At 67.9% G+C, this 12,787-nt stretch carries 10 protein-coding genes; 8 read left to right on the top strand and 2 right to left on the bottom strand.

All coding sequences use genetic code 11. The features are described from left to right. Positions 1–198: 198 nt before the first annotated feature. From QO011_RS24060 to QO011_RS24035, 6 genes are all read left to right on the top strand, one after another. Positions 199–561, top strand: a complete 363-nt coding sequence (locus QO011_RS24060; RefSeq protein WP_307277576.1) for an EthD domain-containing protein — start codon at positions 199–201, stop codon at positions 559–561. Beyond that, positions 558–1,439 (top strand): arginase family protein, encoded by an 882-nt coding sequence (locus QO011_RS24055; protein WP_307277574.1) that lies wholly within the window; start codon positions 558–560, stop codon positions 1,437–1,439. Before QO011_RS24060 ends, QO011_RS24055 begins: the two co-directional genes overlap by 4 nt. A gap of 196 nt (positions 1,440–1,635) precedes the next feature. Then, positions 1,636–1,941: a putative quinol monooxygenase gene (locus tag QO011_RS24050; protein WP_307277572.1), complete on the top strand. Its 306-nt coding sequence runs from the start codon at positions 1,636–1,638 to the stop codon at positions 1,939–1,941. 139 nt (positions 1,942–2,080) lie between these two features. Further along, on the top strand, positions 2,081–3,178 hold the full coding sequence (locus tag QO011_RS24045; protein ID WP_307277570.1) for a substrate-binding domain-containing protein: 1,098 nt from the start codon (positions 2,081–2,083) through the stop codon (positions 3,176–3,178). 133 nt (positions 3,179–3,311) lie between these two features. After that, positions 3,312–6,818 (top strand): ATP-binding cassette domain-containing protein, encoded by a 3,507-nt coding sequence (locus tag QO011_RS24040; RefSeq protein WP_307277568.1) that lies wholly within the window; start codon positions 3,312–3,314, stop codon positions 6,816–6,818. A gap of 47 nt (positions 6,819–6,865) precedes the next feature. Beyond that, on the top strand, positions 6,866–8,524 hold the full coding sequence (locus QO011_RS24035; protein ID WP_307277567.1) for a GMC family oxidoreductase: 1,659 nt from the start codon (positions 6,866–6,868) through the stop codon (positions 8,522–8,524). Positions 8,525–8,541: 17 nt separating this feature from the next. Here the strand turns inward: QO011_RS24035 and QO011_RS24030 are convergent, their stop codons facing one another. Next, positions 8,542–9,588 carry an oxidoreductase gene (locus QO011_RS24030; RefSeq protein WP_307277566.1) on the bottom strand — a complete coding sequence of 349 codons (1,047 nt, stop codon included), beginning with the start codon at positions 9,586–9,588 and terminating at the stop codon, positions 8,542–8,544. Positions 9,589–9,956: 368 nt separating this feature from the next. Between QO011_RS24030 and QO011_RS24025 the strand changes: the two genes are divergently transcribed. Then, positions 9,957–11,051: an alkene reductase gene (locus QO011_RS24025; protein ID WP_307277564.1), complete on the top strand. Its 1,095-nt coding sequence runs from the start codon at positions 9,957–9,959 to the stop codon at positions 11,049–11,051. Positions 11,052–11,115: 64 nt separating this feature from the next. Further along, positions 11,116–11,538: a nuclear transport factor 2 family protein gene (locus tag QO011_RS24020; protein WP_307277561.1), complete on the top strand. Its 423-nt coding sequence runs from the start codon at positions 11,116–11,118 to the stop codon at positions 11,536–11,538. Between the two features lie 35 nt (positions 11,539–11,573). Here QO011_RS24020 and QO011_RS24015 read toward each other — a convergent pair whose 3' ends face one another. Then, positions 11,574–12,506, bottom strand: coding sequence for an AraC-like ligand-binding domain-containing protein (locus tag QO011_RS24015; protein WP_307277558.1), 933 nt, complete (start codon positions 12,504–12,506; stop codon positions 11,574–11,576). Between the last annotated feature and the right edge of the window lie 281 nt (positions 12,507–12,787).

The raw sequence follows: 12,787 nt of genomic DNA, 5'->3' as shown, positions 1-12,787 counted from the left end.
TGCGGAGGGATGCCCGGGGGGCGCCGTGGCGCGACCGCCTATGACGGCAAGCGCTCTCTCCCCGACCCGTCGAGGCCGGAAAACTTTGGCTGGAATGACATATCGATTGGCAAGCCGAGCACAGCGTCCGGCGCCGTCCGATATTAAGGTCCGATCAAATCGGCGGACGGCCGGTCCGCAGGGATAGGGAGGCCGCAGATGCACATCGTCGCTTACGTGTTTCGACGCGCCCCCGGCATGTCGCTCGACGCTTTCCGCGAGTATTACGAGACAGTCCACGGCCCCTTGATGGTCAGGGTCCTCAAAGATCGCGGCCTGGTCTCCTACGATCATTATCCGACCCGGCCTCCGGGCCTCGGCGACGCGTACGTCCCGGCGGAGGGCCCTGCCTATGACGCCTTGTCCATCCTCGCTTTCGAGAGCCCCGAGGCCGCGGCTGCCGCCTGGCCCCTGCCGGACGTCGTGGAGGACAGCCGGGCCTTCATCGACTTCAAGACCATGGTGACGCTTCCCCTCACGCATCGCCGCGTCTTCCCGGTCCGCGCAGAGGCCGGACAATGACCCGGTCGGCTGGCACCACCCTGCGCCTGAACATGCCGCAATGGCAGGGCGGCAACGATCCCGGCTACCATTTCGGGTCGCAGCTGCTGCAGTGGCTCGCCCCCGCACCCGGCGGCCCGGTCGAGACCGTTCCCGTTCCCCTGCCCGAGCCCGGCGAAACGCTCGCCGTGGAGAATGGCGTCGTGGCGCGGGCGGCGCTCCTGGAGCAGGCCAGGGCGGCCCGGCGGGCGATCGAGAAGCACAAGCCGGACCGCATCATCACCCTGGGGGGCGATTGCCTCGTCGATCTGGCGCCGATGGCCTATCTCAACCTGCGCTATGCGGGAAAGCTCGGCGTGCTCTGGGTGGACGCCCATCCCGACGTCATGAGCCCGAAAGACTACGCCCACGCCCATGCTCACGTCCTCGGCGCGCTGCTCGGCAAGGGCGATGCCGATTTCTCGCGCGAGGTGGAGCGTCCCATCGCGCCCTCGCGGGTGATGTATGCCGGGCTCGACGCCTGGATGCCGGTCGAGGCCGCGGTGATCGACGGGCTGGGGCTGCGGCATGCCGGCTCCGCCAGCCTGGCGGACAGCTCCAAGCCGGTGATGGACTGGATCGCCGAGGAAGGGATCACCCATGTCGCGGTGCATTTCGACCTGGACGTTCTCGATCCCGCACGGTTCCGCCCGCTCCTGTTCAACAAGCCGGCCCTGCCGCCCGGGGCGTTCGAGGGCGTGCCGCGGGGGCGGATGACCCTCGAGCAGGTGGTGCGCCTGCTCGGCGACGTCGCCGCTTCCTGCGACGTCGTCGGACTCGCGATCGCCGAGCACATGCCCTGGGACACGCTCGAGCTGCGCGACGCGCTGGCCAGGTTGCCGCTCCTCGCCCCTCGGTAGAGCGGCGTGACCTGAGAACGCTCGCCGCAAGGCGCGCGGTGGGGATGGCAGCCGTTCCGGATCCGCCGGCACGGTGCCGGTGAAGCGTGGCGGCGCGGTCGGATCGTGCCTCTCGCACGACCTAATATTTAACGAGTTAAATAAGTGCCTGAGCGACCCGTCGCCGGCGAGCCAGGGCTGACGACAGGAGGATGTCATGACGGCTGACGCGGAGGTCGTGGGGCTGATCGCCGTCTGCAAGGCGCGCGCGGGGCTCGAAGAAGCGACGCGAGACGTCCTGCTGCCCACGGTGCCCTGGGCTTTGGCCAAGCCGGGATGTGTCCGGTACGTCCTGCATGTCGACCGGAACAAACCTGCCGAGTTCGTCTTCTACGAGATCTGGGCCGATCAGGCAGCGCTCGACGCGCATTGGGCGTCGCCTGAGTTCAAGACGCTGGTCGCCAGGCTCGACGGGCTCCTCGTCGAAAGAGCGACGGTCACCCTGCTGCAGACGATCGCGTGAACGCCGCCCGGCAGCCAACCCGCCGATGCAGAGCGGGAGGCAGCCGGCGCCTGCAAGTCCTGGAGCCTCCCGCAGCGGCGGGCTCTCAACAACGGGGAACGAGATGTCATCGATGCCGAAACGCCGTTCGTCTGCGTGCATGTCCGCCGCACTTCTCCTGGGCGCCATGGGCGCCCTCGGTGCAGCCCCGGCCGCCCGGGCTGCCGATCTCTCGCTGGGAAAGGTCGGGAACGAGTCCGAGTTCGTCGATGCGACGCATTTCTGCGGCACCAAGCCCATCCGGGTGGCGCTCTCGGTCGGCGCGGTGAACGCCCATCGCCAGATCAAGCGCGCCGAGCTGGAGGACGAGGCCAGGAAGTGCCCGAACATCACCGAGGTGGGCTACGCCGATGCGGGCGGCAACCCCGAGAAGGAGCTCGCCAATATCCGCTCGCTGGCCGCGCAGGGCTACGACATCATCATCGTCGAGCCCGACTCGGGGGCAGCCGCGATTCCGGCGATGCGCGACGCCGTGAAGGCCGGCTCGGTGGTGATCCCGGTCGAGGTCGGCGTGGACTTCCCGGGAAAGGCGGGTGTCGACTACACGATGGTGGTCACGCCGAACCAGGAGCAGATGGCGAGCGTCTATGCCCAGTTCCTGGTGGACAAGCTGCAGGGCAAGGGCAACGTCATCGTATGGGGCGGCGCGCCCGGTGCGCCGCAGACCGCGGCCCAGCTGCCCGGCTGGAAGAAGGTCTTCGCCGCCAATCCGGGCATCAACGTCCTCGAAGGGCCGGTGATCTCGAACTGGGATCCGGCCTACTATCAGAAGGTCACGACGGCGCTTCTGGCCAAATACCCGCAGATCGACGGCATGTACTCCGACTACGGCGCCGGCGTGATGGGAGCGCTGCGTGCGTTCAAGACGGCGGGACGCCCGCTGGTTCCAGTGACGGGCCTGGACGCCAATGGCGCCGAATGCTTCTGGGTCGACAACCATGACGGCGAGCCCAGGTACCAGATCGGCTTCACCAGCTCCTGGACCTGGATCGATCGCCTGGCTCTGCGCAAGGGCCTTGCGGCCGTGAACCAGATCGACAGCCCGGAGCCGAGCGTGGTGAACGTCAGCCTGCTGGTCGACAGCACCTCCAAGGACCTCGGGCTGGCGCCGAAATGCGACCACGACGTCCCGCCGGACGTCTCGCTCGCCTCCTCGCGCCTGAGCCGCGACCAGCTGATCGCCGTCTTCAAGAAGTGACGACCGGACCGGGACGGCCGCCTCGCCTGGGGGACGAGGCGCGCACGGCGCGCCGAGGTCATGGGTCGGGGCAGCTTCCCGCCGCCGGCCGGTCTTCCCGCGCAAACGCACTCCAGACGACAAGGGTGTGGCTTTGACCACTCTTCTCGACAGACTCGAGCCCGCCGGCTTCCTGCAGCGCCCCGCCCTTCGCGCCCTTCTGGGCCTTGTGGCGCTCGGGCTGATCGCCCTGATGATCGCGCCGCGCACGCTCGTCCTGGAATCGCTGGTCTCGATGGCCCCGTTCATCGGCGTCCTCGGCGTGGCCGCGATCGGCCAGCATCTCGTCATCCAGCAGCGCGGCTTCGATCTTTCCGTCGCCGGCAGCATCTCGCTGGCGGCCGTGATCGTGACGGCGCTGCCATCGGAGGGCGCCGGGCCGGCCGCCACGCTCGCCTATGCCGGCGCCGCCCTGTTCGTCGGCGCGGCCGCCGGATTGCTCAACGGCGTGGTCATCAACCGGCTGGGCGTTCCCGCCCTGGTCATGACGATCGGCAGCAACGCGCTGCTGTTCGGCTGCGTCTATTTCCTCTCGCGCGGCGCGGTCCATGCGGCGCCCGACCCGCTGATCGCGGCAGCCAATCTGCGGATCGGATCGATCTGCGTTCTGTTCTTCGTCTTCCTGCTCATTGCTCTGTTCGCGGCATGGGTGATCGAGCGGACGACCGTCGGGCGCCGATTCATCATGTCCGCCGTCAGCCCCGAGGCTTCGCGGGCGCTCGGCGTGCGCGTCGGCCGCTACAACGTCGCCACCTACGCCATGGCGGGCTTCCTGTTCGCCCTGGCCGGGGTGATGCTGGCGGGCCTCGCCGTCACGCCGACGCTGCTGTCGGGGCAATCCTACATGCTGACCACCGTGGCCGCCGTCATCGTCGGCGGCAGCCCGCTGAACGGGGATCGCGGCAGCGTGGTCTCGACGATCATCGGCGTGATCTTCCTGATCTTCATGGACCAGCTCGTCGTCTCGCTCGGCTTCGACTATGCCGTCCAGAGCATGGTCCAGGCGGCGATCATCCTCGTCGGCGTCACCGTTCCGGAGCTCCTGCGCCAGGCACGGCGCCGGCCGGCGCGAGACGGCGGACCGGCGCCTCACCGGCGTCCTTCGGCCTATCGGGCCGCTCCGGGCGCCGCGGCGATCCTCGAGCTGAACGGCGTGCGCAAGACGTTCGGCAACACGACGGCGCTCGCCGGCGTCGATTTCTCGGCCTTCCCGGGTGAGGTCCACGCCATCATCGGCGAGAACGGCGCCGGCAAGAGCACCCTGATCTCCATCGCGGCCGGCGTCCTTTCCGCCAGCGAGGGCCGGGTGCGGATCGCCGGCGAGGTCATGTCCGGATCCGATCCCAACCTGTTTCGCGCCGCCGGCATCTCGGTCGCCTTCCAGCACCCGCCGCTGCCGCCGCATCTGTCGGTCCTGGAATGCCTCTGCCTGTCCGCCCCGGAGCTCGGCGCGAGCGGCGGCGCGGAGCGGGCATCCGCGCTGATCGATCGCGTCAGCGTCGGATCCCTCGGCGTGTCGCCGCAGGATCGGATCGCCGACCTTTCGATCGGCCAGCGGCATGTGGTCGAGATCGCCCGGGCGCTGGCCTCCAAGCCGAGCATCCTCGTCCTCGACGAGCCCACCGAGCCGTTCAAGGAAGACGACGTGGCGCAGCTCTTCGCCCTCATCCGCCATCTGAAGGCTCGGGGCGTCGCGGTCGTCTATATCTCGCACCGCTTGAACGAGGTCGAGGAGATCGCCGATCGCATTTCGGTCCTCCGCGACGGCGAGCTCGTCGAGACGCGCCGGCGCGCGGACTTCACGCATGACGAGATCATCGGGATGATCGTCGGCCGGCCCCTCGGGCACGTCTTCCCGGAAAAGTCCGTCGCATCCGACATGCCGGTGGTGCTCGAGGTGCGCAACCTCTCCGGCCATCGGTTCCATGACGTCTCGTTCGAAGCCAGGCGCGGCGAGATCATCGGGCTTGCCGGCGTCGAAGGGCAGGGGCAGCGCGAGCTCATCCGCGCCCTGGCCGGGCTCGAGACCTGTTCCGGCGACATCGTGCTCGACGGCAGGAGCCTGTCCTATGCCGACCGGCCGGCGGCCCGTGCCGCGGGCGTCGCGTTCGTTCCGGACGACCGGCACAGGGAAGGGCTGTTCCTGTCGCTGTCCGTCGACGAGAACCTGAATGCGGGGGCGAGCGCACCGAGCGGCCTGCTGGGGATGATCGATCGCGGCGCCGAGAGCGAGGCCGTCTCGTCGGCCATTCGCGAGCTGAAGATCCGGACGGCCTCCGCAGAGGCCAGCGTGTCCTCGCTGTCCGGCGGCAATCAGCAGAAGGTCCTGGTCGGCCGCGAGATCGGCGGCAGGCCCCGCCTGTTCCTGGCGGACGAGCCGACCAAGGGCGTGGACATCGGCTCGAAGAGCGACATCTACCGGGAACTGCGCGAGCTGGCGAACCGGGGCGTCACCGTCATCGTCGCCTCGTCGGACGGCGTCGAGCTGGAAGGCCTGTGCGACCGGGTTCTGGTCATGGCGCGTGGCAGCATCGCCTGCGACCTCAACGGGGCCCGGGTTTCCGATGCCGAGATCACCGCCGCCAACCTGACCGCGGGCGCGGGCCTGCCGAAACGACAGGACAGGGACTCGGCCAGGGGGCGCTTCCGGCACATTCTGGAGAGCAAGTGGCTTCCGGCCGGCGCCTTGTCGCTTGTCTCCGCCTTGATCTTCTACTGCGCGACCGCGGCAAATGCCCGGTTCCTCTCCGCCTACAACCTCGAGAACCTCCAGGTCCAGCTCGCGACGCTGGCGTTGATCGCCTTCGGGCAGCTCTTCCTCATGATCCTTGGAGAAATCGACTTCTCGGTCGGACCGTTGGCAGGCTTTGCCGTGGTGCTGGCGTCCTACTGGATCCCGGACGGCGCCTCGCCGATCGCCATCACGGCGGCGTGCGTCGGGATCGTCCTGGTGACGACGGTGATCGCCCTTCTGCAAGGCCTGGTCGTCGTCGGGCTGAAGCTGCCCTCCATCGTCGTGACGCTCGCGGCGTTCTTCGCCCTGCAGGGGCTGTCCCTGTCGTTGCGGCCGCTGCCAGGAGGCACGATCAGCAGTGCGCTGGTCGATACGCTGCTCTACGCCATCGGCCCGGTCTCGGTCGTGACGCTGCTCGTGGTCATGGCCGCGCTGGGCTTTGAATTCTCGCTGTTTCGCACGCATTTCGGCCGGTCGATACGCGCCCTGGGGTCCGACCGCTCCTCGGCGCAGAAGCTCGGCGTGAACCGCGGGGCGATCACCGCCGTTGCATTCGCCGCAAACGGCGCCATGGTCGGCATTGCAGGTCTCGTTCTGGCCGCGACCGTCGGTGTCGGGTCCGGAACGGCCGGCGTGAACTTCACGCTGATGAGCATCACCGCCGTCGTTCTCGGCGGTGCCGTGATCAGCGGCGGATACGGCTCGTTTCTGTCCACCGCCTTCGGCGCGCTCCTGGTCCAGGCGACCTTCAGCGCGACGACGTTCATGCAGGTCGGCGTCGAGTGGCAATATTGGCTGGTCGGCCTCTCCACCCTGCTTGCCGCAGGCGCGTTCAGCTTCGGTCGCAACAAGACGGTCCACGCGTAGCGGCCACGGCCGGCGCGTCGCAAAGACCGAGGACATGGGAGGATCAGGTGAGCGCAGATTTAGAAGAGTTCGACTATATCGTCGTCGGAGCGGGCGCCGCGGGCTGTGTCGTGGCTTCGCGCCTCGGCGAAGACCAGGGAGTGACGGTGCTTCTCCTGGAGGAGGGGCCCCACGACAAGAGCATCTTCATTCGCGCGACCGGCGGTTTCTTCAAGACCCATGGCACGAAGCGCACGTTCCTCTTCCATACCGAGCCGGAGCCCGGCGCGAGAGGCAATCGCTTCCCGCTGCTTCAGGGGAGGACGCTCGGCGGGGGGACGTCCGTCAACGCCATGTGCTACGTCCGGGGACAGGCACGGGACTATGACGACTGGGCGGCGGCCGGTTGCAAGGGATGGTCCTACGAAGAGGTCCTGCCCTATTTCCGCAAGGCCGAGAACAACGCCCATCTCGCCGGGCGATATCACGGCACCGACGGTCCGATGCGGGTTTCCGACGGTGCCCATCGGCATGTCCTGACCGAGGCGTTCGTGCGCGCCGCGCAGGAGGTGGAGCTGCCGGGCAAGAACGCACCGATCGCGTTCAACCACGACTTCAACGGCGAGCATCAGGACGGCGTCGGCTTCTACCAGGTCATGAGCTATCGGGGCGAGCGGTCGAGCACGTCGCGCAGCTTCCTCGCGCCGGCTCTGAAGCGCGGCAATGTGTCCGTCCGGACCGGGTCGCTCGTCCGGCGCGTGCTGTTCGACGGGCGGCGCGCCGTCGGGGTCGCCATCCTCCGCAACGACGGCTCGGAGCAGGTCTTCCGGGCGCGGCGCGAAATCATCCTCAGCGCCGGCTCCTTCATGACGCCCAAGATATTGATGCTCTCGGGCGTGGGGCCCGCCGCCACGCTCCGGCAGCACGGCATTGCCGTCGTCCATGACGCTCCGGCGATCGGCACCAATTATCAGGACCATTTTCTCGTGCCGGTCGACGCCGCCCTCGCGGCGCCGATCGGTCTCCTCGGGCAGGATCGCGGGTTGAAGGGCGCGCTCAACGGCCTGCAGTGGGCGCTGTTCCGCAGCGGCCAGCTTGCCTCCAACGTCGTCGAGGCCGGCGGCTTCTTCGATCTCGACGGCGACGGCCGTCCCGACATCCAGCTCAATGCCTTTGCCGCATCCTCGGCGGCCTGGGGCGAGGTCCCGCCCCAGGAGCACCGCTTCTCGCTCGCCCCGCTGTGCCTGACCTGCCATTCGCGGGGCACGGTCACGTTGCGGAGCACTGATCCGGCCGACATGCCGGTCGTCCGGGGGAATTTTCTGCACGAGACGGACGTCGAGAACCTCGTCAACGGCATCGTGCTGTCCCGTCGCATCATCGCGGCGCCCTCGCTTGCGCGCTACATGGCCGGCGAGGTGCTGCCCGGGCCGAAGATCGGCGCATCCCGGGCCGAGCTGACCGACTATGTCCTGTCGGCCGCGAAGACCGCGCTTCATCCGACCTCGACCTGCGCCATGGGGCCGGGACCGGAGTCTGCAGTGGACCTGAGCTTGAAGCTGCGCGGCGTCGACGGCCTGCGGGTCGTCGACGGGTCGGTCATGCCGAAGGTCGTGCGCGGCAACACCACCGCGCCGATCGTCATGATCGCGGAGAAGGCCGCGGACCTGATCCGCGGCCTCGCAGCCGCTCGACCGCTGCCGGCTCGGGAGGTGGAAAGAGCCTGAAGGGGCCGGGCCCGCGGTCAGAAGCCGCGCTCGAACGGTCCGGTCGCCCGGGCATAGGTGGCGATCGGAAGCTCCAGCTCGGCGCCCGCCTCCCTGGCCGCGCGGATCGGCCAGAAGGGATCACGCAGCAGGGTGCGCCCCATGAAGATCAGGTCGGCCCGCCCGCTGCCGACGATTTCTTCGGCGAGATCGATCGCGGCAATCGAGCCCGTGGTCGCGGTGGGCAGCCCCGAGACCTTCCTGAGCCGATCGGCATAGGGCGTCTGGTATCCGGGATAGACGGTCCCGGCGAAGCCGGGCAGGATATTGCCGGCCTGCACGTCGATCAGATCGACGCCGCGGCTGGCGAGCTCGAGCGCCAGCGCGTCGGAGTCTTCCTCGCTCACTCCGTTCGTGCCGAAATCCGCGGCGCAGATGCGATAGAGCAAAGGCTTCTCGTCGGGCCAGACCGAGCGGACCGCCTCGACCACTTCCAGCGGCAGGCGCATGCGGTTTTCCAGCGAGCCGCCATAGCGGTCGCTGCGGGCGTTGGCGACGGGCGCCAGGAATTCGTGCAGGAGGTAGCCGTTGGCGGCGTGGATCTCCAGGGCGTCGAAGCCTGCTGCCGCGGCGCGCATCGCCGCTAAACGAAACTTGTCGATCACCTCCCGGATATCCGCGAGCGTTGCCTCGCTGGGGGGGCCGAGCGTGTCGTCATAGGCGATGGCCGATGGGCCGATGGCGGTCTCAGCGAGATGGGATTTGCGTCCGGCATGAGCCAGCTGGGCGAAGATCCTCACGCCGCAGGACTGCACGAAATCGACGAGGCGCTGGAGCCCCCTGGCCTGGTCGTCGCTCCAGAGGCCGAGATCCCTGGCGCTGATCCGCCCCCGCGGCTCGACCGCGAGCACTTCCGTCCCGATCATGGCGACACCGCCGAGCGCGCGGGCTGCATAATGGACGTAGAGATGCTCGTTGAGCATGCCGTCGTCCTGGCCGCGATACATCAGCATCGGCGACATGACGATGCGGTTGCGCAGCGTCATGCCGCGCAGGGTGAACGGCGTGAAGACCTGGCTGACCATGTTCCTTGACCTTTGAAACCGATGGAATGCGGCCGGCAACCGGACCGACGCATCTGCATTGCCTGGGCCATCTTGCCTGCAGGAGCGATCGTCCGCTGGTCCGAGCATGCCAAATGCTGGGACACGATCGCCAAACCGGACTGTCGCCGGGAGCGACGGCGTCCTGCCGTCGCGGCGCCCGCCGTGCGGGCCTTGCCGTTTGCCTCCCCGAGATTGGCATTCCCAGTCATACGGTTGGCCGGGTCGGTCAAGCTCGATCCGATCCGCCCGGCTAGGTTGCGGACGTAAGCCCCGTGTCGACGGCCTGACACCGAAGGCGCCCCGAGCCAGCGACCATGTGGTCGATGCGTTCGACCTGGAGCAGAGGTATGGCGAGCTATTTCGATTCACTGCGGATCGGCGACCTGGAATTCGCGAACCGGGTCTGGATGCCGGCGTTGACCCGGGCTCGCGCCACGTCGGACGCCGTGCCGATCGGGCTCATGGCCGAATATTACCGCCAACGCGCGACCGCGGGCCTGATCATCAGCGAGGGCACCTACGTCAACGACGACACCTGCGGCTTCGATCGGGCGCCGGGCATTTTCACCTCCGAGCAGGTCGAGGCCTGGAAGCCGGTGACGGAGGCGGTTCACGACGAGGGCGGCCGCATCTTCTGCCAATTGTGGCATTGCGGCCGGATCGGCGCTGCTGGCCTCCTCGGTGGGCGCCAGCCCTTGTCGCCGAGCGGCGTGAACGACGATCTTGCCGCCCTCGATACCTATGGCCTCTTGAGCCGGGGGCCCTATGTCAAGATCGCCGCCACGCCGTCGCGGGCGATGACCGCGGACGATATTGCGCGGACGGTTGCCGACTATGCGCGCGCGGCGACCAACGCCAGGGCCGCCGGCTTCGACGGCGTCGAGATCCATGCCGCAAACGGCTACCTGCCGCATCAATTCCTGTCACCCACCCTCAACCGGCGCGAGGATGCCTATGGCGGCAGCGTGGAGAACCGCGCCCGCTTCGTCATGGACGTGTTCGAGGCCATCGCGTCGGAACTCCCGCGCGGCCGCATCGGCGTTCGGGTATCGCCGTATGCGAGCTACAACAACACGCGGGACCCCGACCCTTCCGCCACATATGGCGATCTCGCGCGCAGGCTGGACCAGGCGGAGGCCGGCTATCTCCACTTTGCCGACATGGATGGCTGGTTCGGCAATTCGAAGCTCGAGCTCATTCTGGCCGCGCTGCGCCCGAACTACGGCGGACCGCTCGTCGCCAACGGCGGCCTCACCATTGCCCAAGGCGCCGAGCTGCTCGCCACCGGCGAGGCGCAGGCGATCACGTTCGGCCGGGCCTTCCTCGCCAATCCCGACCTCGTCGCCCGGATCGCCCGTTCGGCCGAGATCGTCGAGCCGCGGCGCGAGGGCTGGTACGCGACGGGAGCGCTCGGCTACACCGACTACCCCTTTCTCGCGTGAGCGCTTCCCGGCGCGGCGCGACGGACGCGCCGGGATGAAGACCTGTTCCATCGAGGAGCGCCCGATGTCTCACAATGCGGCCGACCGGCAGTTGATCCAGGACGCGATCGCCAGGTACGCCTGGGGCTTCGATACGGCGGACTTCGCTCTCCTGGGCGAAGCCTTCACCGAAGACGCCACGAGCGGCGGCGTCGTGACCGGCACGAGCATCGCCTGGGGGCCCATGCGGGGCAGGGACGAGATCGTCGCCGTCCTTGCGTCGATCCGGCGGGCCCAGACCGACCAGCGGCGCCACAATATCGGCAGCTTCCTCTTCGAGAAGCAGAGCGCCACGACCGCGAGCGTGCGCTGCTATCTCGATCTGACCAGCACGGAGAACGGAACGAGCCGCCTGGTGACCGGTGGCACCTATGCGGCTGATCTGGTCAAGCAGGGCGAGACATGGCGCATGAGCCGGCTCGACGCCGTGCTCGACGGCCCATTCTGAGCCCGGTTCCTTGTGACGTCAGGACGAAAGCTCCGCTATTTCGAGACGAAGGCGCTGGGCGAGACCGTGAATCGTCGTTTGAACGCCCGGCTGAAGTGAGAAAAATCGCTGAACCCGCAGGTGATCGCCACTTCCGACACGGACATGCCTCGTCTGGCGACCAGCATGTCGCGGGCCGCATCGAGTCGCTTTTGCCATATCCATTTGGCCGGCGTGATGCCTTGCTGGGCGAGCGCCCGGCACAGCGTCCGCGGCGAGACGCCGATTTCGGCCGGGATCATCGAAGCGTCGAAGTCTTCATCGAAAAGCCGCTCCCTGATGACGGCCTCGGCCCGTTCGACGATGCGCGTATAGCGCGGCTGGCCCTGATCCAGTCCGACGAAGGACTCGTCGAAGGCGAGCGCGACGAGGTCGATCAGGGAGGGGACCAGCCTGTGCGCCTGCTCGGCGTCATCCAGAAGAATGTCCGCCGTCGACCTGAGCATCGCCGCCGCCAGGCGCGCATAGGGGCCATCCGACGCCACGCGCATGGCTGACAGCCGTTCGGCCGCAGGAAGTCTCGAATTCAACTCCAGGCGCGGAATCTTCAGCAGGATTGCGTCATACTGCTCGGGGGCGCCGACGACATAGGGCCTGGCGGTGTCGAACATGCACAGCTCGCCGGGGCGGATGGGCGTTGCACGCCCGGACTGGGCGAGTTGCTTGCTTCCGGTGGTCACCAGGCACACCAGATAGTCATCGATGTCGTCACGGCGGATCTCGGTCGGCGTCCGGTCATACCGAGCGGCCTGCGCCGAGATTTGCGTGAGCTCCACCTGCCCCATCGGTTTGTAGTGCACCGTCCCGCGGAAATCCGATCCGTTCTCGACATGACAGCCGATCGGAACGTAAGTCCTGCAGACGACGTCCTGCCAGTACGGCTCGACATCGGGCTTGGCGAGGCCGATCGTGGAGTAGGTCTGTGCCATGGATCGCCTCCGCTCCTCCCCCACCCAAACAGCGGACGCCGCGCCTTGGAGTGGGCGTCCTCCGATAAGCGCGCTGCGCTCTCCGCCGTCATGGCCGGACTTGATCCGGCCATCCACGCGAACACAGGTTGACGTCGCGTTCGCGTGGATGGCCGGGACGAGCCCGGCCATGACGAACCGCTCACTCGTCTTCGGACGACGTCTTGGTGCACACCTATCATACTACGATCGACACGCTCGATACATGCAACGCGGGCGTTTGAACTTTATCGTCAATCGCT

Source organism: Labrys wisconsinensis (genome assembly GCF_030814995.1).
Taxonomy (GTDB): Bacteria; Pseudomonadota; Alphaproteobacteria; order Rhizobiales; family Labraceae; genus Labrys; species Labrys wisconsinensis.
Note: the sequence above shows the minus strand (reverse complement) of the source record. Positions and strands in the feature narration are given on the sequence as shown.

Excerpts from the sequence above, each read along its gene's own strand:
- QO011_RS24055 (WP_307277574.1), top strand. The coding sequence starts at position 558 with ATGACCCGGTCGGCTGGCACCACCCTGCGCCTGAACATGCCGCAATGG.
- QO011_RS24020 (WP_307277561.1), top strand. The coding sequence starts at position 11,116 with ATGTCTCACAATGCGGCCGACCGGCAGTTGATCCAGGACGCGATCGCC.
- QO011_RS24050 (WP_307277572.1), top strand. The coding sequence starts at position 1,636 with ATGACGGCTGACGCGGAGGTCGTGGGGCTGATCGCCGTCTGCAAGGCG.
- QO011_RS24060 (WP_307277576.1), top strand. The coding sequence starts at position 199 with ATGCACATCGTCGCTTACGTGTTTCGACGCGCCCCCGGCATGTCGCTC.
- QO011_RS24025 (WP_307277564.1), top strand. The coding sequence starts at position 9,957 with ATGGCGAGCTATTTCGATTCACTGCGGATCGGCGACCTGGAATTCGCG.
- QO011_RS24045 (WP_307277570.1), top strand. The coding sequence starts at position 2,081 with ATGTCCGCCGCACTTCTCCTGGGCGCCATGGGCGCCCTCGGTGCAGCC.
- QO011_RS24030 (WP_307277566.1), bottom strand. The coding sequence starts at position 9,588 with ATGGTCAGCCAGGTCTTCACGCCGTTCACCCTGCGCGGCATGACGCTG.
- QO011_RS24015 (WP_307277558.1), bottom strand. The coding sequence starts at position 12,506 with ATGGCACAGACCTACTCCACGATCGGCCTCGCCAAGCCCGATGTCGAG.